This window comes from Vreelandella sp. V005 (assembly GCF_052645115.1).
Genome location: NZ_JBQXYA010000004.1, coordinates 77,071 through 101,575, shown reverse-complemented (window position 1 = coordinate 101,575; position 24,505 = coordinate 77,071). Strand labels below are relative to the sequence as shown.

Below are 24,505 nucleotides of genomic sequence, written 5' to 3'. Positions count from 1 at the left end.
GTAAAGCCGTCCGCACAAGAATTACTTGAGCTCGACGCTTGCGCCCGCTTCTTCCAGCTTAGCTTTTGCTGCTTCTGCGTCGTCTTTAGACAGACCTTCTTTGATGGTCGCCGGAGCGCCGTCAACAGCACCTTTAGCTTCTTTCAAGCCAAGGCCGGTGATCTCACGAACTGCTTTGATCACGTTAACTTTCTTGTCGCCAGCAGCGGTCAGAACAACGTCAAATTCAGTCTGTTCTTCAGCTACTTCGCCGCCAGCAGCCGGGCCAGCCATTACAGCGGCAGCGGCAGAAACGCCGAATTTCTCTTCCATTGCTTCGATTAGCTCAACAACTTCCATAACGGACATGTCGGCTACAGCATTGATGATATCGTCTTTAGACAGTGCCATTGTTTCATTCCTAACTTTGCGGGAGCCTCGGTCAGCCGAGTGCTCAGGGTTCATTGCTCGGTTCAGGCAGCGGACGGGGCAAACCCTTCACGCCACCTGCAAGAAGCGCTGCTTAAGCGGCTTCGGCTTCTTGCTTCTGGTCGCGCAGAGCGGCCAGAGTACGAACCAGCTTGCCAGCGGAGGCTTCTTTCATTACCGACATCAACTTGGCAATTGCTTCGTCGTAAGTCGGTAGGGTTGCCAGACGGTCGATGTCAGCAGCCGGAATCAGCTCACCTTCGTAGGCCAACGCTTTTACTTCGAAGTCCTTGTTCGTTTTAGCAAACTCTTTGAACAAACGAGCGGCAGCGCCCGGATGGTCAGTAGAGAAGGCCAACAACGTAGGACCAACAAAGCTATCGTTCAGGCACTCCCACTGAGTGCCCTCGAGAGCGCGGCGAGCCAGCGTATTACGTACAACACGCAGCTCTACACCATTCTCACGCGCCTGCTTGCGCAGATCGGTCATCTTACCAACCGTAACGCCGCGAGAATCAGCAACTACGACGGAGAGTGCGCCCTTGGCCGCTTCACTGACCTCGGCAACAATCGCTTTCTTGCCTTCAAGTGCTAGTGGCACAGTGATCACTCCTTCGTGCCGGAACCCAAGAAGGTTCCGGTGGTTACCATCTCTTCCCGTTTTGAGCTGCTTAACAATACCAGCAGCGCTGAACGGGAAGCCTTGGGGATGGTGCTCACCAGAAAGCCTTTTAGCTTAACCAACTGGCGGCCACACCATCTGCGCAGGCGCTTTTAGGGCAATTAAGCCGCTACTAAAACGTCAAGCGGCACCTGCGGTCTTTGACGATGCCCCGGCCAGTGTTCATAACTAAACGGGGGACCGCAAAGTTCTTGCTCAGTTCCTACAAAAAAACCAACGACAACTCGCTTTACGCAAAAGCAGAGTGATCGATTGTTAGACCTGGACCCATGGTAGTGGACAGCGTCATTTTTTTGAAGTAAATGCCTTTAGAAGAGCTCGGCTTGAGACGCTTCAGGTCAGCCACCAGAGCTTCCAGGTTGCCGTTAATCGCTGCCACGTCAAAATCCACTTTACCTAACGTCGTGTGGATGATGCCGTTTTTGTCAGTACGGAAACGCACTTGACCCGCTTTGGCATTTTTAACTGCTGTCGCCACATCGGGCGTCACAGTGCCTACTTTCGGGTTAGGCATCAGGCCACGCGGACCTAAGATTTGACCTAACTGGCCGACAACGCGCATAGCGTCAGGCGAAGCGATAACGACGTCAAAATCCATCACGCCTTTTTTCACTTGCTCAGCCAAGTCGTCCATACCCACGATGTCGGCGCCGGCTTCTTTAGCGGCATCGGCATTGGCGCCCTGGGTGAAGACCGCAACGCGTACGTCTTTACCAGTACCATTAGGCATGACAGTAGCGCCACGCACTACTTGGTCTGATTTACGCGGGTCAACGCCAAGGTTGATAGCGACATCAACAGACTCTTTGAATTTAACGGTAGACAGCTCGGAGAGCAGCGCCACCGCTTCTTCAAGTGAGTAAGCTTTGCGTGTATCTACTTTTTCGCGAATAACTTTCGCGCGCTTAGACAGTTTAGCCATGATCAGAGACCCTCCACGTTTAGGCCCATGCTACGAGCACTGCCCGCGATGGTGCGCACAGCGGCATCAAGATTCGCAGCCGTTAAGTCAGGCTCTTTCGTTTTGGCGATCTCTTCAAGTTGCTCACGCGTCACGGTACCAACCTTCTTCTTGTTCGGCTCACCAGAACCGGACTTGATACCAGCAGCTTTTTTCAGCAGCACGGCAGCAGGCGGTGTTTTGGTGACAAACGTGAAGCTACGGTCAGAGTAGACAGTGATCACGACTGGCGTCGGCAGGCCCGGCTCAATTTCTTGAGTCGCCGCATTGAACGCCTTACAGAATTCCATGATATTCACGCCGTGCTGACCCAGTGCTGGGCCTACCGGCGGACTTGGATTGGCTTTACCTGCAGCAACCTGCAGTTTGATGTAAGCCTGTACTTTCTTGGCCATGGTAGTTACTCCGTTTGGGTAATAGCGCCTTTCGGCTCCCCGGGACTAGCGAGACAGCCAATCGCTGTCTCTTACGAAAACATTACTCTTTTTCTACCTGGGAGAACTCAAGTTCAACAGGCGTTGAGCGCCCAAAGATCAGCACACTGACATGCAGGCGACTTTTTTCATAATTGACTTCTTCGACAACCCCGTTGAAGTCGGCAAACGGGCCATCGACAACACGCACTGACTGGCCCGGCTCAAACATGGTTTTAGGCCGCGGCTTGTCAGTGCCATCTTTCACACGCAGCAGAATCGCATCCGCTTCGCGCGATGTAATAGGTGCCGGCTTCTCTTTGGTACCACCGATAAAGCCCATCACTCGGGGCGTCTCGTTAACGAGATGCCAAGTTTCGTCGGCCATTTCCATTTCTACCAGCACGTAGCCAGGATAGAACTTGCGCTCACTCTTACGACGCTTGCCGTCACGCATTTCCACCACTTCTTCGGTCGGCACCAGAATTTCGCCAAAACGATCTTCCATGCCATACATTTTCACACGCTCAATCAATGAGCGCATGACATGCTTTTCGAACCCAGAATAAGCGTGAACGACGTACCAACGTTTGGACATGAAAACTCCTAACCAATGACGCCGGACATCGCCCAGCCAAGAAGAGTGTCGATCAACCACAGCATCAGCCCCACCACCAGAACCGCCACTAACACGATGGCAGTGGTCTGAATGGTTTCGGCACGGGTCGGCCATACAACGCGCTGAATCTCTTTCTTGGCGCTTCTGGCAAGCTCTACCAAATCACGACCTTTGGTAGTGGTTAGTGCGATCAAACCCGCAATCACACACAACACCACCACACCCAGCACGCGGTAGAGCAGGCCAATATCGGCGAAATAGGTATTACCAACGACAGCAACGACAAGCAGCGCTACGACCGCCGCCCATTTGAGCCCGTCATGGCGCGTCTGTTGCACCTCGGCGCCATGTTTTACAGAACCAGGCTTCATAAAAACGAGACTCCTCAAGGGTGCGGCGAACGATAAAAGAATTTCGGAAAAAAGACATACCAACCTGGGGAAGGCTGGCAGGCCAGGAGGGAATCGAACCCCCAACCTGCGGTTTTGGAGACCGCTGCTCTGCCAATTGAGCTACTGGCCTGTATCGTCGTACTGACTTTCTACATCATCTATCTAACCCTATCGATAAGCGCCTTTTCAGCCACCTATACAACAGCGGGCGCCATAGTAGCGAAGTACACCACTTCTGACAACCCCTCCTTTACGCCTAAGCTTATTACACTGACCGAGGCGTAAAGACAAAAAAAGCGAGCTTGGCTCGCTTTATCTGCAACTTTCTACCCACTAACTTCTTGCAAAATATGGAGCTCATGGACGGAATTGAACCGTCGACCTCACCCTTACCAAGGGTGTGCTCTACCCCTGAGCTACATGAGCTAAACACAACAACTGGAGCGGGCGGCGGGAATCGAACCCGCACCATCAGCTTGGAAGGCTGAGGTTCTACCGTTGAACTACGCCCGCAGAACCTGTCGCAGAATGACAACCCGCTACGCGCCGCTTTATAGCTTCCACTTTAACTAGGCTACAAAGCGTAGACTTATGCCCGCTACCGGCTTTTCATTCAGCAGCATCGATGACATCGCTGCTGCTTAAATCTGGTGGAGAGAGAAGGATTCGAACCTTCGAAGCTTTCGCGGCAGATTTACAGTCTGCTCCCTTTGGCCACTCGGGAATCTCTCCAACGTGGCGGCACATTATGCCAGCCTTAAGAAACGTGTCAAGCTTGATAATCGTCTTAGCTATTAAAAGCTTAGCTTACCAACACTTTCTACATTTAAGCTTTCCAACCAGCAAGACGCTTTACGCCTCGCCTTCGAACGCGCTGCATTCTGTCAAAGCAGCATTGAGAATGCAAGTCCCGCCCGAATCTTTTCTAACGACACGGGCTCTGGCACGCGCGGTGCGCCCGACATTTTACCCGCGCGTTCGGCAAAGGTCATCGGAAAGCAGGCTTCTAAACCGCCATAGACCATGTCTGGCCATACCGCGTGAGGTACTTGCACACCACGTGACACCACGCGTGCGTCGCCACCGGTTAGCAGCATCGGTAGCGCGACGCCTTGTTGATCACACACTTCACTATAGATACGGTTAATCGCACTGACCGCTGCCATGAAAATGCCGTGATTGACCGCATCGACAGTGCGTCGGCCAGGCTCGAGCAATTCATCCGCTTCGCTTTCTGGGTCAATGGCCACATTGCGGGTACCTAACTTCAAGCTCTCTTTCATTAGCCGTAAGCCGGGAATAATGAAGCCACCCAAATGGCTACCTCCTGGCAGCACAAAATCAATAGTGATAGCACTGCCACAATCCACCGCACAGCAGCCACCCGCCAGCTGGTAGCCAGCTAGCGCGCCCATCCAACGGTCGACCCCCAGGCGCCCCGGCTCTTCGTAACCGTTGACGACACCTAGCGCTTCGTGGGTAGAGCGTGCCACATGCACATGGCGCACTCGGCGGCGCAGCAGAGCCACGGTTTCCTCCAACACAGCCGCCCTGGCAACACTCGATATGCGCACCGCTTCGACCACATCAAGATCCGGAATATCGGCCCCAGGGCGCCACTCTTCACGGGTCCAGACGGCCCCGCGCGATCGTATCTCGCTACTCTCGGCATCTTTGAGCCGCCATTTCGACAGCGTGTTGCCGATATCAAGATCCAGAATCATAAACGCCTGCGTACGCTGATCTCACCGCCGGCTAGGCGTCGCGAGTGACCACTTTCGGTAACCCATAGGTTACCACTCTCATCTGCTTCTCCGGCGACAGCTTCACTGGTCTGCTGGCCCTGAATTACACGAATAGGCAGCCCGGCGTAAGCGTGACGCTGGTTCCAGGCATCCCGCCAAGCGCCAAACCCGTTTTGCTCAAAGTCAGCCAGCATCGCCAATAAGCCTGCGACGACTTCAGAGGCCAATTGATTGCGTGAGATTGTCGGCAGCCGCTCGAAAAGCGCCGCGACAGGCTGGTCGATGGCGGCCCGCTGAGCTTCCGGCAGCCACAGGTTCATCCCCATGCCGATCACAACCTCACAGGGGCCTGCTGCATCACCGGTGACTTCGATAAGAATGCCGGCCAGCTTGCCGAGCTCGTCGCTGGCGGCGTCACCTTGTTCGGAAAGTAAGATGTCGTTGGGCCACTTCAGCTTAGGTGCCACGCCGTACTGCTCGAGCACTTGGGCAACGACAACCCCCACGGCCAGACTCAAACCTTCGAGCACCGCGATACCGGATTCAAAGCGCCAGCCTAGCGAGAGCATTAAACTTTGCCCCCATGGCGTCGACCAGACACGACCACGCCGCCCACGCCCCGCCGTTTGCAGTTCAACCAGACACACCTCACCGTGCCCTGCGCCTTGTTCAAAGCGTTGGCGCAGATACTCATTGCTGGAAGGCAACTGATCTTCAACAAACAGACGCGCGAGGTGATGGCGCGCCTGGGCAGGCAAACGCTCAACAATTTTGGCGCCCTCTAACGGCTCCAGCCGACGCGCCAATCGGTAACCGCGCCCCTTGACGGCAACTAACTCAACCCCCAGCGCTTCCAGTTTTTTTAACTGCTTCCACACCGCAGCACGAGAAATACCTAGCGCCTCACCCAGCTGCTCGCCAGAGTGAACCTCGCCATCGCTTAACAAACGCATCAGGTTGCCGATGGTCATGCTCCTGCCCCAATGGGAAAAACGCTATTCTAGCGGATGGAGGTTCTCGGCGAAAACTTTCGGGGCGAGACCAAGGTCGATAAACGCTCCAGTAATATCAGCGAAGCCTTCGACATGCTAGAATGTCCGTTGGACGCAAGCCCTGAGCCAAGATGGTCGGCAAATTGCCAGCCCTTGCGACCCGCATTTTCCGACCCGTGGACAAACGGGTGTTCACAAGAGTTCTCTCTCAGCATGCAAAACCAGCAAAACTCCAGCGCGGTTAATAACCTGCGCAACGTCGCGATCATAGCCCACGTTGACCATGGTAAAACCACTCTGGTCGATAAACTCCTGAGCCAGTCCGGCACCCTTGACCGTAAAGCAGAAGGTCAAGAGCGCATCATGGACTCAAACGATCAGGAAAAAGAGCGTGGCATTACCATTTTGGCCAAGAACACGGCCATTCAATGGCAAGACAGCCAAGGTAATGGCTACCACATCAACATTGTGGATACGCCTGGGCACGCCGATTTCGGTGGCGAAGTTGAGCGCGTCATGTCGATGGTCGACTCGGTGCTACTGTTAGTAGACGCCGTTGACGGCCCGATGCCACAAACTCGCTTCGTGACCCAAAAAGCATTCGCCCAAGGCTTGAAGCCCATCGTGGTCGTCAACAAAATTGACCGTCCCGGTGCCCGCCCTGACTGGGTGATCGACCAGATCTTTGACCTGTTCGACAACCTGGGCGCTTCCGACGAACAGCTCGATTTCCCGATCATTTACTGCTCTGCCTTGAACGGCATTGCCGGCATGGATCCTGAAGAGCTGGCGGACAACATGGACCCCATGTTCCAAGCCATCGTCGATATCGTCGAGCCGCCCAAGGTGGAACTCGACGGCCCTTTCCAGATGCAGATTTCGGCACTAGATTACAACAGCTACGTGGGCGTTATCGGTCTAGGCCGCATCAAGCGTGGCTCGGTAAAACCGAACCAGCAGATCTCGGTGATCGGCGTTGACGGCAATGTGCGTAAGGGCAAAATCGGCCAAGTCATGACTCATATGGGCTTGGAGCGCGTTCAGACCAACGAAGCGACCGCTGGCGATATCGTCTGCATCACCGGCATCGACGATCTGGCGATTTCCGATACGCTGTGCGATCCGGCCAATGTGGCAGCGCTCCCCCCGCTGTCCGTCGACGAACCCACCGTGTCGATGACTTTCCAGGTCAACGACTCACCGTTCGCCGGTAAAGATGGCAAGTTCGTGACCAGCCGTAATATCAAGGATCGTCTTGATCAAGAGCTGATTCACAATGTGGCGCTGCGTGTTGAACAGGGCGAAACCCCTGAGAAGTTCAAGGTGTCTGGCCGTGGCGAACTGCACCTGTCGGTGTTGATCGAAACCATGCGCCGTGAAGGCTTTGAGCTGGCCGTCGGCCGCCCAGAAGTCATCATCAAAGAGATTGACGGTGAGAAGCAGGAACCTTACGAAGAAGTCATCATCGACTGTGAAGAGCAGCACCAGGGCTCGATCATGGAAGAGCTGGGCTACCGTAAAGGTGAAATGACCAACATGCTGCCGGACGGTAAAGGACGGGTTCGCCTGGACTTCATCATCCCTGCCCGCGGCCTGATCGGCTTCCGTGGTCAGTTCTTAACCCTGACTTCCGGCACCGGCATTCTCACCAGCCGTTTTGATCACTATGGTCCGCTCAAGCCTGAAGCGTCCATCGAGCGTCGTAATGGCGTGCTGGTCTCCATGGTCGACGGTAAAGCCCTTGCTTATGCACTGTATGCCCTGCAAGAGCGCGGCAAGCTGATCATCGATCACGCCACGGAAGTTTACGAAGGCATGCTGATCGGCATCAACAACCGTGCTAACGACATGGTAGTAAACCCTACCAAGGGTAAGAAGCTCGACAACATGCGTTCTACCGGCAACGATGAAAACATCGTGTTAACCCCGCCGGTTAAGTTCTCTCTTGAGCAAGCGATTGAATTTCTCGATTCCGACGAACTCGTCGAAGTCACGCCTGTGCATATCCGCCTGCGTAAGAAGCTGTTGAAAGAGACCGAGCGTAAGCGTTTTAGCAAAAAGTAATACCGCTAAAAGCCGTAGCTTTCGAAAAACCCGCGCAAGCGGGTTTTTTTGTACCTTAACGCCACGCTCTCCTGCATGATGCGGCCTCATTAAGCTGCCAAGGCACTTCACTAAACGCAGCCTAAACGCTAATACGCTGGAAAGGTGAGGCGTTCTATCGCACAGTAACGCTAACTTCAGCGCGTCCAAGGCACGCTGGCATCTTTATATTCATACGAGTGTTTGGATACCATCCCCATCCTGCACTCAAACACGGACACTCTTACCCATGAGCGGTCAAAACGTCTGGACGCACAAAGGTACGTTTCTACTCGCCGCGGTTGGCTCCGCCGTTGGCTTAGGCAACCTGTGGCGGTTTCCTTACCTTACCGGTGAAAACGGCGGTGGTGCCTTTATTTTAGTCTACGCACTGACCATTTTCGCGGTGGGTATTCCCATTTTGATTGCGGAGATCATGCTGGGGCGTCACAGCCGCCAGAGCCCGATTATGGGCATGCGGCATTTAACCAAAACCCATAAGACATCCCGAGCCTGGGAAACGATCGGCTGGCTGGGCGCCGCCTCGGCTTTTTTGATTTTAAGTTTCTATTCGGTGATTGCCGGTTGGGCAATCCACTACACCGGCCTGATGCTGACGGGTTCGCTGGTGGGTGCCGATGCGCAGACCATTAGTGACGGCTTCGATGCGTTACTGGCTGCCCCAGGACTAATGACGCTTTACCACTCCCTTTTCATTGCAGCCTCGGCGTTGATTGTCGGCATGGGAATACATAAAGGCATCGAATCAGGCCTGCGCATTATGATGCCCGCGCTGTTTGTGATTCTGTTGGTGGTGCTGGTCTACAGCGTAGTGAATGGCGATATAGGCGCTGCAGCCACTTTCCTGTTTACCTTTAATATTGCCGATCTCAGCCTTGAGGGCTGGCTTCAGGCCATGGGGCAATCGTTCTTTACCCTGAGCTTGGGCATGGGGGCCATCATGGCTTACGGCGCCTACATGCCCAGCAACGTGTCGCTGACGCGAACCGCTTTTGCCGTCGCCATTGTCGATACCGCCGTGGCGATGGTCGCTGGCTTGGCTATCTTTGCCCTGGTGTTTGGCGCTGGGTTAGAAACAGGCCAAGGCCCAGGGTTGATGTTTGTCACCCTGCCATTGGCATTTGCCGAAATGCCGTTTGGTGCCTTGGTAGGCGGCGTGTTCTTTATCCTGGTGCTAGGCGCCGCCATCAGCTCCTCCATTTCCCTGATCGAGCCCGTCGCCGCGTTTCTAGTGGAGCGTTTCGATATGACCCGCCCCCAGGCAGTCACTATCATGGTGATTGCCGCCTGGGCGATGGGGCTGTTGACGGTCGTCAGCTTTAACGTGTGGGCCGAGGGGACGATATTCCATAGCCTGTTTGGGCGCAGTGCGTTTGAGTTTATCGAGCTACTCACCAATATCTTTATGCCGGTGGGCGGTCTGCTGATCGCCCTGTTCGCCGGCTGGGCGCTAACACAGAGCGAAGTGATGAAGGAACTGGGCAGCAGCGTCACTTGGTTTAAATACTGGCGGTTGCTGGTGCGCTTTGTGGCACCCGCGGCTGTCGCCTTTGTGTTTTTACGCACAATCCCTCAGGTGGATGGCTATCTTATTCCCACCCTTGGCGCGCTGCTCATCGTTGGCGCCTTTGCTGCCAGCCAATCGTGGCTCAAAAAACCACGCCCAACAACTTAATAAATAATAGTGCACAGGCGGCTTATTAGCCGCCTGTATCGCGTGGAGACACCATGACCTCTCTCATTGATGTACAACGAGTGAATAAAGCGTTCGGCGGCCTGCAGGTAATCAACGACTGCTCCATCCAAGTGGAGAAAGGCTCCATTACGGGCATGATCGGCCCCAACGGCGCCGGTAAATCCACCCTGTTTAACCTTATTGCGGGCGCTCTAGAGCCTGATAGCGGGCACATTCTACTCGATGGAGAAGACATTACCGCGCTCAGCGCCGACCAGCGCTTTCATCGGGGGTTACTGCGCACGTTTCAGATTGCTCACGAGTTCAGCCAGATGAGCGCCCTGGAAAATCTGATGATGGTACCGCCTAAACAAGCCGGTGAAAGCCTTTTTAGCGCTTGGCTAAAGCCTGGCAAGGTGCAGCGAGAAGAGGCTGAAGTACGTCGCCGCGCGCTGGAAGTGATCGACTTCGTTGGCCTGCATCACGTTCGCAACGAGCTGGCAGGCAATTTATCGGGTGGGCAGAAGAAGCTGCTAGAACTTGGTCGCACCATGATGACGGATGCCAAGGTGGTGCTGCTAGATGAGATCGCCGCCGGGGTAAACCGCACCCTGCTGGGCGATTTGATCGGCAATATCGAGCGGCTCAACCGTGAGATGGGCTACACCTTTCTCGTCATCGAGCACGATATGGAAATGATTGCCCGCCTCTGCGACCCGGTGATTGTGCTCGCCCAGGGTAGCGTGATGGTCGAAGGCCATATCAATGAGATTCAGAATAACCCTGAGGTAATCGAAGCCTACTTTGGCACCGATGCCGCTTAAGTGTGACCGTTTCGCTACTCACTAATTAATACAATGATGTCGCTTTAAGTAAGCGACCTTGCTGAGACCCCTTGCTTATGTCATCAACAATCAGGCCATTAATCGACGCACGGGATGTGCATGGAGGCTATGGCGGCATGAATATCCTTAACGGGGTAAACATGACGCTGGAAGCCGATGAGGTCGGGGTAATCGTTGGCCCCAACGGGGCTGGCAAATCCACCATGCTCAAAGCAGTCTTTGGCCTGCTGAAGGTTAATCAGGGCGAGATCCTGCTTAACGGCCAGCCCATCCAAAACTTACCGCCCAACCAGTTGGTGCAGCGTGGCATGGGTTTCGTGCCCCAGGAGAAGAACGTTTTTCCCAGCCTCTCGGTACAGGAAAACCTGGAGATGGGCGCATTCTTAAAGCCACAAAACGTTAAACGCATGCTGGCTCAGGTGTACGAGTTTTTCCCACCGCTGTATGAAAAACGCCGCCAGCCCGCCGGTGAGCTCTCCGGTGGCCAGCGTCAGATGGTCGCCATGGGACGCGCCTTAATGGCCGAGCCGAGCCTTTTGTTACTCGATGAGCCCACCGCGGGACTGTCGCCGCTCTACATGAATGAAATCTTTGACCGCGTCAAACAGATCAACGCCGCCGGCGTGGGTATTTTGATGGTCGAGCAGAACGCCAAACAGGCCTTAGCAATCGCCGACAAGGGCTTTGTGCTGGCCGCCGGACAAAACCGCTTTACCGATACCGGGGCCGCCTTACTGGCCGATCCGGACGTCGCTAAAAGCTTTTTGGGCGGCTAGCCCCAGGGAGAAACGTGTGAACGAACTGGCTTTTTTTATTAATAACGTGGTGATCGCTGGCAGTGTCAGCGGCTCCATTTACGCCATTGGCGCGATTGGCGTAACGCTGATTTTCAGTATTATGCGCTTTGCCCATTTTGCCCACGCCGACATGATGACTTTCGGTGCCTTTATGGTGCTACTGCTTACCACGCTGTTCCCAGCGGCAGGCGCCAGCCTTGGCGTGCCGACAGCGGTTTTAATGCTACCGTTGGCGATGCTGCTGACCGCGGCGCTGGCGGTGGGCATCGATAAAACCTTCTATAAACCGCTACGCGCCCATGGCGTTAAGCCAATCGTGCTGGTGATTGGCTCGCTGGGTGTTACATTGATTCTGCAGGGTTTGATCCGCCTCTTTTCGGGCACCGGCGGGCAGAGTTTGTATGTCGATGACCGCAAAGAAATCTTCCGCCTGGCGCTGCCCTTCGAGGGCGCCCGTGCGCCCATCGTGATCACCGAGCCGCAACTCTATTTGTTTGTAATCACGCTAGTGGCCGTGGTCGCACTGCACCTGTTTCTTAACCGTTCGCGGTTAGGCAAAGCAATGCGCGCCATGTCGGATAACCCGGAACTGGCCCAGGCATCGGGTATCAATACCAATACCATTGTGGCGGTGACGTGGATGATCGCCGGAGCGCTCGCGGCGATTGCCGGTACCCTGCTCTCCCTGGATGTCACCTTCAAACCCGATTTAAGCTTCTTTCTGCTGCTGCCCATCTTTGCCGCCGCAATCGTTGGCGGGGTTGGTCACCCTTATGGCGCCATTGCCGGTGGCTTTGTGGTCGGTTTTGCCGAAACACTGGCCGTGTTTAACTGGAACGTTCTCCTGCGCCCTTTCAGCGATAGCTTGCCTGCTTGGCTGGAGCTGCCGTCGAACCTCGCCTTCGTGGGCACGGAGTACAAGATTGTGGTGCCGTTCTTTATTCTGGTCGCCATTCTGGTGTGGCGCCCAACCGGACTGTTCAAGGGCAAGGTGATCTAATGAGCCATTCAGCCAAAACACGTAATCCTGCCTACACGCCCAAAGACGCTACCCAAGTACGCCGGTTCCCGTTGCGCGAGCTGATCCTGTTTTGGGTTCTGCTCGCGGCCATTTTAGTGGTTTACGCCATGATGGGGGCGGCCTATAGCACGCGCATGCTCGTTGAGGCCGCTTGTTATGCCATCCTCGCGCTGGGCTTAACCATTCAGTGGGGCTATGCAGGTCAGTTCAACGCGGGGGTGATGGGGTTTGTCGCCCTCGGTGGTTTTTGTGCGATGTTCTTCAGCGTACCGGTTAATGATGCCTTCTGGGGCTCTGCACTTCCCGGCGAGCTAGGCCTTGTGCTGCTCTATGGCGTTGCGGCCATCCTGTTGATGGTCGCCGTCAGCAAGCTGGATCGCCTGGGGGTGCCAAAACCGCTGCGAACGTTCCTGGTGATCGTGTTAAGTATCGTGCTTTACCTCGCGGTGATTAGCCAGCTACGTGAAGTGACGGAAGCGATTGAAAGCCAGGCAGGCTTTGTCGGCGGGCTAGGCTTACCCCCCTGGACCGGTTGGATAGTAGGCGGCGCCCTGGCAGGGGGCGTCGGTTATTTTATCGGCCATATCTGCTTGGGCCTGCGTAGCGATTATCTCGCGATTGCCACCCTCGGCATTGCTGAGATCATCAAAGCGTTTCTAAAAAACTCCGACTGGCTGACCCGCGGCACTGCCACAGTCTCACCACTACCCTGGCCAACGCCGGGACCCGCCGAGCTGGGTTTCACCCTTTCACGCGCGATCTATCTCTCGATTACGGCAGTGGTCATTGCGGTGATCTTCTTCCTACTCAACCGTGCCTATAACGCGCCATGGGGGCGTATGATTCGGGCGATTCGCGATAACGAAATGTCCGCGGCCGCCATGGGCAAAGACATCAATAAGCGTCGGCTGGAGATCTTTGTGCTGGGGTGCATTCTGATGGGCTTGGGCGGGGGCATTCTGGGCACCTTCAATAGCCTCTTCGACCCGCAAGGCTACCTGCCGCTTAACCATACCTTTTTGGTACTGGTGATGGTAATACTTGGCGGGCCGGGCAATAACCTAGGCACTATTTTCGGTGCCGTGGCGGTGTATATCATCTGGATTATGTCGGAGCCCCTGGCGCTGTTTTTGATGCAGTTAGCCGTCGCCTTTGGCGAAGGCACGTTTGGCTGGGACGCCCCCAGTAATATAGATAGCCGCGCGCTGCAGGCCAGGGTACTGGTGATTGGGTTGCTGATCACGATGGTGCTGCGCTTCGCGCCCAAAGGGCTACTGCCCGAGAAGATCAAAAGCCACGGCTGATGCTATTAACTGATGGCCTATAAAAAAATGCCCGGCTGGAAACAGCCGGGCATTCTGTTAATACTAAGCCTACAAATTAAAGATCAACCTGACCTTTGCTGGTAAAGGTGCCGTCTTCTACCGCCATCTCGACCACTACGCCAGGTACATCGCCGTTATCATCGAACTCATGCGAGCCAGACGCGCCTTCATAGTTGATATCGGTACCTGCCGCAATCAGCTCAACCGCCTTCTCCCACTCGCCGGGCAGAATGACTTCACCTGGGGCGCTTGAGACACTGCGCAGTGCGTCTGAAAGTCCTTCACGGTCGGCATTGCCGTTTTGCTCAATCGCCAGCGCGATCAGGAAAGCGGCATCGTAGGCCTGGGCTGCAAATACGGCGCTTGGGTCTAGCTCAGCGGCTTCGGCGGCTTCGATAAAGAGTTCAGTGCCGGGCAGGTCAGGGCTGCCGGGGCGCGTGGCAATCATGCCATCAAGCACGTCAGCACCAATGGCTTCAATAAGGCTATCGCCGACCATGCCGTCAGCGCCTACGTACTGGGTAAACATGCCACTTTCGTAAGCTTGGCGCAGTACCGTTTGGCCCGACGTATCGGCGTAGGCCAGCACGACAAGCGTATCCACACCGCTCACCGAGAGCGAACCTAGCTCAGAGCGATAATCTGCCCGGTTGTCTTCGTGTGCCAAATTTTCGGTAATTTCACCGCCGCCCGCTTCAAACGCAGCACTGAAGGCGTCAGAAAGCCCTTGACCGTAATCGTTGTTTACATAGGTAACGGCGACAGCGTCGATGCCTTTTTCCAGCAGCAGTTTGGCCAGCATCTCACCTTGGAAAGCGTCTGACGGTACGGTGCGGAAGACGAGATCGTTATCGTTAAGTTCAGATACTGCCGGTGCCGTAGAGGCAGGTGATACCATCAATACGCCACCGGGAATGGCGGCGTTGTTAGCCGCGGCAATGGTGGCACCGGTGCACAGCGCGCCCACAATCGCCGTCACATTTTCAGAGTTCACCATACGGTCAGCGGCGTTTGAGGCAGCCGATGCATCAGAACAGGTGGTATCACCCGTCGGCATTACCAGCGTTTGACCGTCTAAAATACCGCCCTGCTCATTGATCTGCTCTACGGCTAGCTGAGCACCTTCAAAAATTGGTGGCGTTAAACTTTCGATTCCCCCGGTAAAGCCGCCCAAGAAGCCAACTTTGACCTCTGCCTGTGCGAAACCTGCCACTGCCAGGGTAGAAGCCGCCACGGCGGTGGCTAATGCGCGTTTATTCATCATGTTATTGGTCGCTCCCAGTATCCTAAAAGTTTGTTCAAATTTTTGTGTGCCCCAGCGTACATTCGTTAAGGCTGCTATTAATCTGGAACCGGAACGCCAAAAACACAAGCATCGACTTCTAACGCTACTTCGCCAAATGGTCTATAGCCAGCGCTCCATCTTGAGCGCATGGCTTAACCAGGCGTTGAAATGGCGCCAAAAGCTCCCCGGCTCAGTGGTTAAAATTTCCACGTTGCCATCGCGCTCCAGGTGCCAGTTCAACTCACCCTCTGGGGTAAGTTCGATGCGATAACTCAGCGCAGGTTCTTGCCCTATGGCCACCAGATCGTTAAACGCCTGCGTAAGGGTATCGCTGCGGGCCAGCACGCCAATTTCGGTATTCCAGTAGATCGACCGTGGGTCAGCGTTAAACGAACCCACAAACACCTGATCATCAAAACTCAACGCTTTGATATGTAGCGCTGAAGCAGAGGCGCCGGGCACACGCATATCTTCATTCGGGCCCGCTTCCTGTTCGGGGCGCAGCTCATAGAGGGTGATACCGTGAGCGAGAAGCGTTTTACGCCACGGCGCATAGGCGCCGTGTACGACGGCTGCGTCTGTCGACTCCAGTGAATTGGTAATAATCTCGACAGCGATACCCTGGTCAGCAAGATCGGTTAGGTTTTGCACGCCTTGCTCGGTGGGCACAAAGTAAGCAGAAATAACCACAAGGCGCTGGTTAAGCTCGGTGGCATCAGTTAACTCGCCTAGCAGAGTATCGCGCCATTCAGGCGTACCAGACGCCAGCTTGCCGGGGTTATCCCACATCGCCACGCCTTCCCCCCAATGAAGGGTTTCCCAGGGCGGCGCGCTGCGCGGGTGGCTGCGCAGCTGGGTAAAGTATTCCGAGTCGGCATTAACATCCAGCCAATCTTCCAACGCCGTTTCGAGCGATTGCCAAGCGTTATCGGCGACTTGATGATAGCGTTCAATCGGCTGCGCCAAGCCGTGATTCCAATACAGATCAAAACTGCGCGAAAGATCGGGTACTACCTCGCCAATGGTCGCAAAGTCCAAATCAGCAAAGTTGCGGGAGTCGTTGGCATCAAAATATTCATCGCCCAGATTACGCCCCCCCACAATGGCGACGCTATTATCGGCTACCCACAGCTTGTTATGCATGCGCCGGTGCTGCTGAGCAGGGTTGACCACAGAGGCCAAGACGCGCGTGAATATATGCCCACGCCCCACCGGGAGCGGATTATAAACCCGCACGTGGATACCTGGGTGGCTCGCCAGTGCGGCTAAACGATCACCTTGACCAATAGCGCCGATATCATCGACCAGCAGGCGCACCCGGACGCCTTCCTCGGCGGCTTCCAGCAACTGCGAAAAGATTAGCCGCGTGGTTTGGCCTTCGCCCAGTAAGTAGGTTTGGATATTCAACTCACGCTGGGCTTGGCGAATCAATCCTACCCGAGCAGCAAATGCTTCCCGCCCATTGGCTAGCAATGCAAAACCATCGGGTTGTGTCTGTTCCGCTAACGCCTGATAGGCCTGCTCACCCAACCAGGTCGTGCGTGCACCGTCCAAGGCGAGCGTCGTGTGGTGTTCACGCGTCACAGCGTGGGTGCATCCCGCCATTACGCTGCACAGTGCCACTAAGCTCATCCATTGACGCCAGCCAATGGCATTAGTCATCGTCTTGGTCTTTGTTATGGTCACTGGCTTCAAGGCGTTCGGCCCAGCGCTTGCGGGTAAGATTGCGCTGATAAAGGCGCACTAACGCAATCGTGAGCGCTGCGACCAACATGCCGGCCAGCACTACCCCTTGCCAGGGGCGGGCGGCATTACCCATAACGGTTTCCAAGCCAATGACCAGCATTAAACCAATCGCCTGGGAAACAATAGCAAGCGCGCGCAGCCTATCAAACGCGGGTGGGGGCATAACGTCTCCGTAATTTGCAGCTCGCATGGTATGGTCTGCCAGTGTACCTGTTTCACGAGAAAATCATGAATGCCATTGCTCTCGGTCCGCTACTGATTTCGCTACCACGTCTCTATGCCATTGGCTGCGCCCTGGTGCTGCTACTCTGCGCGCGATGGCTGCTGGGGCTTCCCCAGCGTGATCAGCAGCGCTGGTTTAACGGCCTTATAATTGCCTGGCTGGTTGGCGCTAGGGTCGGCTATATCCTGCTCCATTGGGAAAGCTATAGCGCTGCGCCATGGGAGGCGCTAAAGGTCTGGCAATCTGGCTACCACGGCCTTTGGGGCATGGTCGCCGGGTTAATATGGACAGCCTGGACGCTACGTACACGCCTGTTAGCCATGGGCGGTGCAATGGCCATGCTGGTCGCGACTTCCAGTCTGTGGTTGGTGCTGGTCACCCTGGCCCCCTTGGGCAACGATTTTGCCATTGACTCCCTACCAGCGATCACCTTGGAGGACGTAGACGGCAATCCGGTAGCGCTGTCGTCGCTGACCGAGAGCGGCGACCTGGTTATCGTCAACCTGTGGGCGACCTGGTGCCCACCCTGCCTACGCGAAATGCCGCTGCTCGAGGAGGCCGCCCAACGCGAGGGCGTGAGCGTGGTGGTGGCTAACCAGGGCGAAGACCTGCTGCCCATGGTGCGTTATTTGGATGCGCAGCAGCTTGAATTTCGCTACGCGCTGCGCGATCCCAGCCAACAGCTGATGGCCCTATTTGAAGCGCCAGGGCTACCTACCACGGTACTATTTGATGAACAGGGCAATACGCTGGATGTACACGTGGGCGAGGTGACCCGTGCCCATCTCGACCGCTGGCTAAAAGATTGATGCCGATACACCTTAATCCCCTCGCTGCTTTGCGTTAGAATCCCCCGCCCTGTTGCCGCCGGCGCTCCCCTCCGGCGGCAGTCGACCCGTTTTGCAGACTCCTCCGAGGCATCATGAGCGATTTTTCTCCCGGCCAACGCTGGATTAGCGACGGTGAAGCTGAGCTTGGGCTCGGCACCGTGCTTAACTGCGACGCCCGTAGCGTTACCATTTTGTTCAGTGCCAGTCAGGAAACCCGTACCTACAACACCCGCCAGGCCCCGCTGACCCGCGTCATGTTCGGCAGCGGCGACCGTGTCATCTCCGCCGATGGCTGGCAGATGGTGGTCGATGACAGCAAAGAGACCGACGGCCTGATCACCTATATCGGTGAAGACAAGGAAGGCAACCTGCGCGAGCTGCCCGAAGCCAAGCTCGCCGATACCATGCAGTTCGATCAAGCGCGCGACCGGCTGCTGACCGGCCAAGTCGATCGCAATGACTGGTTTGATTTGCGCTTTCGTACCCTGCACCACTATCAGCGTATCGAGCAGCACAGCGCGCTGGGCTTTTCCGGGCCGCGCATCGATCTGATTCCTCACCAGCTCTATATCGCCAATGAAGTCGCCAACCGCCATGCGCCTCGCGTACTGCTGGCGGATGAAGTGGGCCTGGGCAAAACTATCGAAGCGGGCTTGATTCTGCACCGCCTGCTGCTCAATGGCCGCGTTGAGCGCGCGCTGATTCTGGTTCCCGATAGCCTCACGCATCAGTGGCTGGTCGAGCTACTGCGGCGCTTTTCGCTCAACGTCTCGCTGTTAGACGAGACCCAGAGCCAAGCCCATGGCAGCGCTAATCCGTTTGAGAGCGCCCAGCTGGTGTTAGCCAGCCAAGGCTGGCTATTTGCCAACCCTCAGCGTCAGGAGCAGGCACTGGCGAGCCAGTTCGACCTGCTGATTGTTGATGAAGCGCACCACCTCGACTGGAGCGAAGAAGGCAGCGGCCCCGGCTACCGCTGCGTCGAACAGCTTTCGGCGCTAATCCCCGGCTTGCTGCTGCTCACTGCCACCCCCGAACAGATGGGTATCAAGAGCCACTTTGCCCGCTTGCGGCTGTTGGATGATGAGCGCTATCACGACCTGGAACGCTTCAAAGCCGAAGAGAGCCACTACACCGAAGTAGCCCGCGCCATTGATGCCTTAGCGGCTCTGCCTGACGATGCGAGCGCCCGTACTGCCGTCTCAGCAGTCGCGGATGACCGCGATAGCCAGGCGCTGCTCGACACGCTGTGCAATCCGGAGGCAAGCATTGCGCAGCAGGACGCTGCCCGCGCCCAGCTCAGCGAAGCGCTACTGGACCGCCACGGTACGGGGCGGGTGATGTTCCGCAATAGCCGCCGTCATGTGGGAGGCTTCCCAGAACGACGCCTCAACTTAGCGCCGCTGGCGCTGCCTTCGGCTTACCGTCGCGTCGTGCGCCGCCTAGAGCGTGACGATGATTATCTCGATGAACTGTTGATCGAAACCGGCATGGATCACCCCGACGTGCTGATCTACCCCGACGCGGCCTACCGCGCGCTCAGCAATGACCCGCTCAACGGCGAGGACTGGTGGCACATCGACCCACGCGTGAACTGGCTGCTGGAAAAGCTCAGCGACGACAGTGAGAGCGGCTTCGCCAACGAAAAAGTGCTGGTCATTGCCCATCATCGGGAAACCGCCGAAGGGCTTGCCGAAGGGCTGCGGGTGCTGGGCGGCTATCATGCCCCGGTGTTCCACGAAGATCTCTCTTTAATCGAGCGTGACCGCGCAGCGGCGGCGTTTGCCGATGAGGATGAGGGCGTTCAGGTGCTGGTCTGCTCGGAAATTGGTTCAGAGGGGCGCAACTTTCAGTTCTGCCGCCATCTGGTCATGTTCGATATGCCCCAGCATCCGGATCAGCTCGAACAACGCATCGGCCGCCTGGACCGTATTGGCCAGCGCCACGCTATCGAGCTGCATATTCCCACCTTTGAAGGTAGCCCTGGCGAGCGGCTGCTGCGCTGGTACCACGAAGGTATGGATGCGTTCAGCGCTCCCCATGGGGTCGGCAACGACTTGTTTGATGCGTTTGGTGACGCCCTGGCCGACGCCCTGCTGGATGATGAGGCGCTTGACGAGATCATCACCGAAACCCGCGCCATGTTTAGCGCCAAATTGGCGGAGCACGATGCGGGCCGCAACCGGCTGCTGGAGCTTAACGCCTGCCGCCCTGCGCGTGCACAGCAGGTGATCGACGCGGTGCGCGAATTGGATGACGACGCCGCCTTGCCTCGCTACCTTGAGCGGGCGCTGGATATTTTCGGCGTGGAGAGCCAGGAGATCGGCAAGGGTTTAATGCACCTGCAGCCCAGCCAACATATGCTGGATGGCCTGCCGGGCCTGATCAAAGGCGAAGAGGGCTTCACCGCCACCTACAGCCGCACCCAGGCGCTGGCCCGTGACGATGTGCAGCGACTCTCCTGGGAGCATCCGCTGCTACGGGAAATGATGGGCCGAGTGCTGGATGGCACCATGGGCAATTCGGCGCTCGCTCTGCTCCGGCACGACGCCATCCCCGCCGGCCGATTAATGGCTGAACTGGTGTTTCGCACCCACTGTCCGGCGCCCAAGAAGCTGCACCTTAACCGCTTCTTACCGCCCACCGCCGTGCGCCTGTTGCTGGATGAATCGGGCGCCAACCTGACCAGCAAAATCTCCTTTACTGGCCTGGGTAAGAACCTACAGAAGGTCAATAAATCCCTGGCGCGGGACTTAATCAAGAGCCGCCACGATCAGTTGCGCGGGCTGCTGACCCAGGGTGAAGGCGAAGCCGAACGTCAGTTGCCTAGCATCGTGGAGAACGCCGAGGCCCGTATGCGCTCGCAGCTGGATGCCGAAATTGCTCGTTTGACCGCGCTGGCCGAACACAACCCAGCGGTGCGTAGCGCCGAAATCGACACACTAAAAGATGAGCGTAAAGCGCTTAGCGACGCTATTGAGAACACCCGCCTGCGGCTTGATTCCGTGCGGGTAATCATCACCGTCGATGCTGACCGCTAAGCGTTAAAGAATCGCCTCCAGCGCCTTGTCCAGGGTGGGATAGAGAAAGGTAAATCCCGCCGCTTCAAGGCGCGTGGGGCGCATATCCGCCCCGGTCAACAGCAACCGCGACATCTCCCCAAGCCCTGCTTTCAAGGCAAATGCGGGCACCGGGAATATGGCCGGACGGTTGAGCTGCTTGGCCAGGGTTTTAGTAAAGGTCGCATTGGTCACCGGATGGGGCGCACTGCCGTTGAAGGGGCCACTCAAGGTCTCGTGATTAACGAGAAACAGAATTGCCGCGACCAGGTCGTCGCGGTGAATCCAGGGCATAAACTGCTCACCACTGCCAAAGCGGCCGCCTAATCCGAGCTTAAATGGCGGCAGCATTTTCTGCAGACTACCGCCACCCGCCGCTAACACTAACCCCGTACGCAGAATCGCTAACCGCACCCCCAGGCCCTCTATCGGCTGGGCGGCGGCCTCCCACTGTTTACATAGCCGGTAGGCGAACTCATCGTTAGGCATCGTCTCTTCGGTCACCACGCGCTTTCCCTGATCGCCGTAGTAACCCATCGCTGAACCGGAGACCATCACCTTTGGCAACGGCTGTCCGTTAGCGTTTAACTGTTCGCATAACGCCACCAGTTGCTCGGTCGCCGCCACCCGAGAGTTAATCAGCTTGGCTTTCTGCTCATCGCTCCAGCGTTTGGCGGCAATCGGCTCACCCGCCAGGTTAATCAACGCGTCCGGCGGCGACTCGATAAACGCCTGGGCGCTATCACGAATATCGCATCCGCTAGGCAAGCGATCACGCACTTGATGAGGGCGGCGAGAAACTACCTGCACCTCGTGGCCCTGCTCTATCAGCTGCTGGCACAGCCGCTGGCCGACAAACCCACTGCCTCCGGTCACTAATACGCGCATGCAATTACTCCTGTTGGTGTCACCGTTAGGTGCCAGCTTGGCGAGATGAATCAATCGGCAACTAAATTGTACGTAATTTATACAAAACTGCTACAATAGGTTTCCAATTCAGTTACTTAATCACTTTTATATGGCGTGATTTTATTGAGTGCCTTTAAACGCCGCGAGGAATCCATGGCTACACTGCCGCTAACGGCGACACACAGGGTCGCTATCATCGGGGCAGGCATTTCAGGACTTGCCTGCGCAAAAGTGCTCGCCAACAGCGGCGCCAGCGTCACACTCTTTGATAAAGCCCGCGGCCCCGGTGGGCGTATGTCGAGTAAACGCAGGCCGGGCGCCACACTGGATTTAGGTGCTCAGGCATTCACCGCTCGCGACGTAGATTTTCAACGTGCTGTCGATGAATGGCTTGCTGCGGGCTGCATAACGCTTTGGCCTAAACGTACTTATCAGGCTAGCTCAAGTGGCTGGCAGGCGCACAACGATCATCAAAAGCGCTATACCGGCGCTCCGAGAATGAGCGCCTTGACGCGCTATATGGCCGATGCCTTAACGGCCCAGCCGGGTAATGAGTTGCATGCGGACACGCGTATTACAGCGCTTAACTTGACCGCCAAAGGTTGGCAGTTGATAGCCGCTGACCACACAACATACAGTCCTTTTGAACAGGTTGTTATCAGCACGCCTCCGCCCCAAGCTCATGCATTGCTAGCTGAGTGGGACACCGAGTTGGGGGCGGCGTGTCAAGCAGGGGAGCAGCGCGCCTGCTGGGCGGGGTGGGCGATTTTTGCCGAACCGCTTCCCGCCCTACCCGGTGTTGACCCGGACTGGCAGATGGCGCGGGTAGCGCACCCAGCGCTACACATTGTGTCGCGGAATCAAACCAAGCCGGGGCGCCGTGAGCAAATGGAAAGCCTGAGCTTGCTGGCGCAGCTTGATTGGAGCGAAGCGCACTTAGAGCAACCGGCCGACCAAGTGGCTCACCAACTGCTGGCCGCCCTGCAAAGTCTTTACCCGACCACATCCCCCCTGCCTACACCCATTGAAATCGGCGCACACCGGTGGCGTTATGCGCAGCCAGCGAGCTCGTATGGGCTTGAATACTTATACAGTGAAAGCGGATTGGCCCTATGTGGCGACAGCTTTCGTGGCGGGCGTGTAGAAGATGCTTGGCTATCGGGCCACCGCTTGGGTGAAGCACTAATAGGCCGGTCGGTCTAACCGTTACAATACTTTACTAGCTAAGAAGCCTTCTTATAAAGGTTGTACCGAATAGCGACAAGTTGTACAAATGAGCATACAGTATCGCCCTAGGAAGCCTCAGGTTTAGGTAATGTGTGCAGGCTAGACTTGGCTATTTTCAACGTCGTATGGCCGAGCACCCGCGTCAATCCGTGGTTTTCCACTGTTCAGATCTTTGATTAGGCAACCTTTACATGGAACAAGTTACACCTTCGCCACGGCGAACACTGACAGGCCACTGCAGCGCCGTGCTGCCGTCAACCAAGAGGTACTGGCGCCCATGAGCCTCAAGGCGACCCATCCCCCCGATACGCCTCTCTATCCGATACGCGAAGTATCTCGCTTAACGGGCGTCAACTCGGTCACGCTGCGCGCTTGGGAACGACGCTATGGGTTAATTCGCCCTCAGCGTACCCCAAAAGGCCATCGGCTTTATGCCCAGGATGACATCACTCGCATTGAACGCATTTTGCAGTGGCTCAATCGTGGTGTGCCGGTCAGTCAAGTCGCCGACTTGCTTGACCAGCCAGAAACAATTGAGACACCGTCGCCGGATGCCGGCGATTGGTCCAGTCAGCGCCAACAGTTACAAGCCATCATCGAAGCACTCGATCTACCCAAGCTAGAGGCGTTTTACCATCAGAGCTTGGCGATCTATCCACTGAGTATTGCTATCAATGAGCTGTGGCAGCCGGTCATTTTAAGCTTAGAGGCGAAGTGGGCCCTTCAGACCGATCATTTAGTACGACGCACTCTGGAGTCGTTTTTGCGCAGCCAGGTGGGCATTCGGCTGCATTACGCCAACCAAGCTACCCGTGGTCCGCTGATTTTGCTCAATGCCATGCCCGATGACCCAGGCCCCCTCTGGGTGTTGATGTCAGCGCTGATGGCGAGCGAGCAAGGCTACCGAGTACAGATGCTCGATCACTCGCTGCCACTTGAGGACCTCCCGCAAGCAGTGGCGCGCCTGCACTCGTCAATGGTGCTGCTTTCTAGCGGACAGCGGGAAAGCGATCGCTATATTCACCAAGCGCTGCCTAAAGCGGCGGAGTCGCTCAATGTGCCTATTGGCGTGTGTGGTGAAGTGGCTCGCCTGCGTGAAGCCGACCTGCTCGATAGCCCGGTGCACCTTCTAGGTGATGACTTACCCCAGGCAATCGCTCGCTTGCGGCCGCTGTTACGCGAGTCTGGCGTTCTATAGTTCCTATCGTATGTCGTTCATATGTCACCCTATTGGCCGTTCGCCGCCCGGCG

22 protein-coding genes and 4 tRNA genes are annotated in these 24,505 nt (G+C 56.3%); 10 read left to right on the top strand and 16 right to left on the bottom strand.

Annotated elements, in window-relative coordinates:
• Positions 1-21: 21 nt before the first annotated feature.
• The 12 genes from rplL to ACUN8H_RS11495 all read right to left on the bottom strand — a co-directional run bounded on the left by rplL (position 22) and on the right by ACUN8H_RS11495 (position 6,191).
• Positions 22-390: a 50S ribosomal protein L7/L12 gene (gene rplL, locus ACUN8H_RS11550; RefSeq protein WP_290699793.1), complete on the bottom strand. Its 369-nt coding sequence runs from the start codon at positions 388-390 to the stop codon at positions 22-24.
• A gap of 112 nt (positions 391-502) precedes the next feature.
• A complete protein-coding gene (gene rplJ / locus ACUN8H_RS11545; protein WP_240718642.1) occupies positions 503-1,009 on the bottom strand; it encodes a 50S ribosomal protein L10 in 507 nt (168 codons plus the stop codon).
• A gap of 310 nt (positions 1,010-1,319) precedes the next feature.
• Positions 1,320-2,012, bottom strand: a complete 693-nt coding sequence (gene rplA, locus ACUN8H_RS11540; protein ID WP_445532274.1) for a 50S ribosomal protein L1 — start codon at positions 2,010-2,012, stop codon at positions 1,320-1,322.
• A gap of 2 nt (positions 2,013-2,014) precedes the next feature.
• Positions 2,015-2,446 carry a 50S ribosomal protein L11 gene (gene rplK, locus ACUN8H_RS11535; RefSeq protein WP_007112017.1) on the bottom strand — a complete coding sequence of 144 codons (432 nt, stop codon included), beginning with the start codon at positions 2,444-2,446 and terminating at the stop codon, positions 2,015-2,017.
• 82 nt (positions 2,447-2,528) lie between these two features.
• Positions 2,529-3,062 (bottom strand): transcription termination/antitermination protein NusG, encoded by a 534-nt coding sequence (gene nusG / locus ACUN8H_RS11530; protein WP_008959178.1) that lies wholly within the window; start codon positions 3,060-3,062, stop codon positions 2,529-2,531.
• 8 nt (positions 3,063-3,070) lie between these two features.
• Complete coding sequence (secE, locus tag ACUN8H_RS11525) at positions 3,071-3,454, bottom strand: preprotein translocase subunit SecE (RefSeq protein WP_008959179.1); 384 nt, start codon at positions 3,452-3,454, stop codon at positions 3,071-3,073.
• 75 nt (positions 3,455-3,529) lie between these two features.
• A tRNA-Trp gene (locus ACUN8H_RS11520) sits at positions 3,530-3,605 on the bottom strand.
• Positions 3,606-3,826: 221 nt separating this feature from the next.
• Positions 3,827-3,901, bottom strand: a tRNA-Thr gene (locus ACUN8H_RS11515).
• Positions 3,902-3,914: 13 nt separating this feature from the next.
• A tRNA-Gly gene (locus ACUN8H_RS11510) sits at positions 3,915-3,988 on the bottom strand.
• 135 nt (positions 3,989-4,123) lie between these two features.
• Positions 4,124-4,207: transfer RNA gene (locus ACUN8H_RS11505), tRNA-Tyr, on the bottom strand.
• A 152-nt stretch (positions 4,208-4,359) separates the two neighbouring features.
• A complete protein-coding gene (locus tag ACUN8H_RS11500) occupies positions 4,360-5,199 on the bottom strand; it encodes a type III pantothenate kinase (protein WP_290699781.1) in 840 nt (279 codons plus the stop codon).
• On the bottom strand, positions 5,196-6,191 hold the full coding sequence (locus tag ACUN8H_RS11495) for a biotin--[acetyl-CoA-carboxylase] ligase (RefSeq protein ID WP_445532273.1): 996 nt from the start codon (positions 6,189-6,191) through the stop codon (positions 5,196-5,198). Before ACUN8H_RS11495 ends, ACUN8H_RS11500 begins: the two co-directional genes overlap by 4 nt.
• A 234-nt stretch (positions 6,192-6,425) precedes the next feature.
• Here ACUN8H_RS11495 and typA point away from each other — a divergent pair, with 234 nt between their 5' ends.
• The 6 genes from typA to ACUN8H_RS11465 all read left to right on the top strand — a co-directional run bounded on the left by typA (position 6,426) and on the right by ACUN8H_RS11465 (position 13,957).
• Entirely contained in the window at positions 6,426-8,276 is a 1,851-nt protein-coding gene (gene typA, locus ACUN8H_RS11490; protein WP_445532272.1) for a translational GTPase TypA, read from the top strand.
• 268 nt (positions 8,277-8,544) lie between these two features.
• Entirely contained in the window at positions 8,545-9,990 is a 1,446-nt protein-coding gene (locus tag ACUN8H_RS11485; RefSeq protein WP_445532271.1) for a sodium-dependent transporter, read from the top strand.
• Between the two features lie 53 nt (positions 9,991-10,043).
• Positions 10,044-10,814 carry an ABC transporter ATP-binding protein gene (locus ACUN8H_RS11480; RefSeq protein WP_445532270.1) on the top strand — a complete coding sequence of 257 codons (771 nt, stop codon included), beginning with the start codon at positions 10,044-10,046 and terminating at the stop codon, positions 10,812-10,814.
• 77 nt (positions 10,815-10,891) lie between these two features.
• Positions 10,892-11,611 carry an ABC transporter ATP-binding protein gene (locus ACUN8H_RS11475; protein ID WP_445532269.1) on the top strand — a complete coding sequence of 240 codons (720 nt, stop codon included), beginning with the start codon at positions 10,892-10,894 and terminating at the stop codon, positions 11,609-11,611.
• A 16-nt stretch (positions 11,612-11,627) separates the two neighbouring features.
• The gene (locus ACUN8H_RS11470) at positions 11,628-12,632 is read left to right on the top strand and encodes a branched-chain amino acid ABC transporter permease (protein WP_445532268.1); all 1,005 of its coding nucleotides are present in this window, start codon (positions 11,628-11,630) and stop codon (positions 12,630-12,632) included.
• Positions 12,632-13,957, top strand: coding sequence for a branched-chain amino acid ABC transporter permease (locus tag ACUN8H_RS11465; RefSeq protein ID WP_445532267.1), 1,326 nt, complete (start codon positions 12,632-12,634; stop codon positions 13,955-13,957). The genes ACUN8H_RS11470 and ACUN8H_RS11465 overlap by 1 nt, the downstream gene beginning before the upstream one ends.
• Positions 13,958-14,033: 76 nt before the next feature.
• Here ACUN8H_RS11465 and ACUN8H_RS11460 read toward each other — a convergent pair whose 3' ends face one another.
• From ACUN8H_RS11460 to ACUN8H_RS11450, 3 genes are all read right to left on the bottom strand, one after another.
• Positions 14,034-15,242, bottom strand: coding sequence for an ABC transporter substrate-binding protein (locus ACUN8H_RS11460; protein ID WP_445532266.1), 1,209 nt, complete (start codon positions 15,240-15,242; stop codon positions 14,034-14,036).
• 141 nt (positions 15,243-15,383) lie between these two features.
• A complete protein-coding gene (locus ACUN8H_RS11455; RefSeq protein ID WP_445532265.1) occupies positions 15,384-16,925 on the bottom strand; it encodes a phospholipase D-like domain-containing protein in 1,542 nt (513 codons plus the stop codon).
• Complete coding sequence (locus ACUN8H_RS11450; protein WP_445532264.1) at positions 16,918-17,172, bottom strand: hypothetical protein; 255 nt, start codon at positions 17,170-17,172, stop codon at positions 16,918-16,920. Before ACUN8H_RS11450 ends, ACUN8H_RS11455 begins: the two co-directional genes overlap by 8 nt.
• A 65-nt stretch (positions 17,173-17,237) precedes the next feature.
• Between ACUN8H_RS11450 and ACUN8H_RS11445 the strand changes: the two genes are divergently transcribed.
• Positions 17,238-18,041 (top strand): redoxin family protein, encoded by an 804-nt coding sequence (locus ACUN8H_RS11445; RefSeq protein WP_445532263.1) that lies wholly within the window; start codon positions 17,238-17,240, stop codon positions 18,039-18,041.
• Positions 18,042-18,154: 113 nt separating this feature from the next.
• A complete protein-coding gene (gene rapA, locus ACUN8H_RS11440; protein WP_445532262.1) occupies positions 18,155-21,100 on the top strand; it encodes an RNA polymerase-associated protein RapA in 2,946 nt (981 codons plus the stop codon).
• A 3-nt stretch (positions 21,101-21,103) separates the two neighbouring features.
• Here the strand turns inward: rapA and ACUN8H_RS11435 are convergent, their stop codons facing one another.
• Positions 21,104-22,006 (bottom strand): TIGR01777 family oxidoreductase, encoded by a 903-nt coding sequence (locus ACUN8H_RS11435; protein ID WP_445532261.1) that lies wholly within the window; start codon positions 22,004-22,006, stop codon positions 21,104-21,106.
• Positions 22,007-22,180: 174 nt separating this feature from the next.
• Between ACUN8H_RS11435 and ACUN8H_RS11430 the strand changes: the two genes are divergently transcribed.
• Both ACUN8H_RS11430 and ACUN8H_RS11425 read left to right on the top strand, forming a co-directional pair.
• On the top strand, positions 22,181-23,230 hold the full coding sequence (locus ACUN8H_RS11430) for an NAD(P)/FAD-dependent oxidoreductase (protein ID WP_445532260.1): 1,050 nt from the start codon (positions 22,181-22,183) through the stop codon (positions 23,228-23,230).
• A 301-nt stretch (positions 23,231-23,531) separates the two neighbouring features.
• Positions 23,532-24,452, top strand: coding sequence for a MerR family transcriptional regulator (locus ACUN8H_RS11425; protein WP_445532259.1), 921 nt, complete (start codon positions 23,532-23,534; stop codon positions 24,450-24,452).
• The last annotated feature ends 53 nt before the right edge of the window (positions 24,453-24,505 follow it).

Bases quoted from the DNA above. Each gene is read 5' to 3' on its own strand.
- rapA (WP_445532262.1), top strand. From the start codon at position 18,155: ATGAGCGATTTTTCTCCCGGCCAACGCTGGATTAGCGACGGTGAAGCT.
- rplA (WP_445532274.1), bottom strand. From the start codon at position 2,012: ATGGCTAAACTGTCTAAGCGCGCGAAAGTTATTCGCGAAAAAGTAGAT.
- nusG (WP_008959178.1), bottom strand. From the start codon at position 3,062: ATGTCCAAACGTTGGTACGTCGTTCACGCTTATTCTGGGTTCGAAAAG.
- typA (WP_445532272.1), top strand. From the start codon at position 6,426: ATGCAAAACCAGCAAAACTCCAGCGCGGTTAATAACCTGCGCAACGTC.
- ACUN8H_RS11485 (WP_445532271.1), top strand. From the start codon at position 8,545: ATGAGCGGTCAAAACGTCTGGACGCACAAAGGTACGTTTCTACTCGCC.
- ACUN8H_RS11450 (WP_445532264.1), bottom strand. From the start codon at position 17,172: ATGCCCCCACCCGCGTTTGATAGGCTGCGCGCGCTTGCTATTGTTTCC.
- secE (WP_008959179.1), bottom strand. From the start codon at position 3,454: ATGAAGCCTGGTTCTGTAAAACATGGCGCCGAGGTGCAACAGACGCGC.
- ACUN8H_RS11480 (WP_445532270.1), top strand. From the start codon at position 10,044: ATGACCTCTCTCATTGATGTACAACGAGTGAATAAAGCGTTCGGCGGC.
- ACUN8H_RS11455 (WP_445532265.1), bottom strand. From the start codon at position 16,925: ATGACTAATGCCATTGGCTGGCGTCAATGGATGAGCTTAGTGGCACTG.
- ACUN8H_RS11425 (WP_445532259.1), top strand. From the start codon at position 23,532: ATGAGCCTCAAGGCGACCCATCCCCCCGATACGCCTCTCTATCCGATA.
- ACUN8H_RS11500 (WP_290699781.1), bottom strand. From the start codon at position 5,199: ATGATTCTGGATCTTGATATCGGCAACACGCTGTCGAAATGGCGGCTC.
- ACUN8H_RS11460 (WP_445532266.1), bottom strand. From the start codon at position 15,242: ATGATGAATAAACGCGCATTAGCCACCGCCGTGGCGGCTTCTACCCTG.
- rplK (WP_007112017.1), bottom strand. From the start codon at position 2,446: ATGGCCAAGAAAGTACAGGCTTACATCAAACTGCAGGTTGCTGCAGGT.
- ACUN8H_RS11430 (WP_445532260.1), top strand. From the start codon at position 22,181: ATGGCTACACTGCCGCTAACGGCGACACACAGGGTCGCTATCATCGGG.
- ACUN8H_RS11495 (WP_445532273.1), bottom strand. From the start codon at position 6,191: ATGACCATCGGCAACCTGATGCGTTTGTTAAGCGATGGCGAGGTTCAC.
- ACUN8H_RS11435 (WP_445532261.1), bottom strand. From the start codon at position 22,006: ATGCGCGTATTAGTGACCGGAGGCAGTGGGTTTGTCGGCCAGCGGCTG.
- ACUN8H_RS11475 (WP_445532269.1), top strand. From the start codon at position 10,892: ATGTCATCAACAATCAGGCCATTAATCGACGCACGGGATGTGCATGGA.
- ACUN8H_RS11445 (WP_445532263.1), top strand. From the start codon at position 17,238: ATGAATGCCATTGCTCTCGGTCCGCTACTGATTTCGCTACCACGTCTC.
- ACUN8H_RS11465 (WP_445532267.1), top strand. From the start codon at position 12,632: ATGAGCCATTCAGCCAAAACACGTAATCCTGCCTACACGCCCAAAGAC.
- rplL (WP_290699793.1), bottom strand. From the start codon at position 390: ATGGCACTGTCTAAAGACGATATCATCAATGCTGTAGCCGACATGTCC.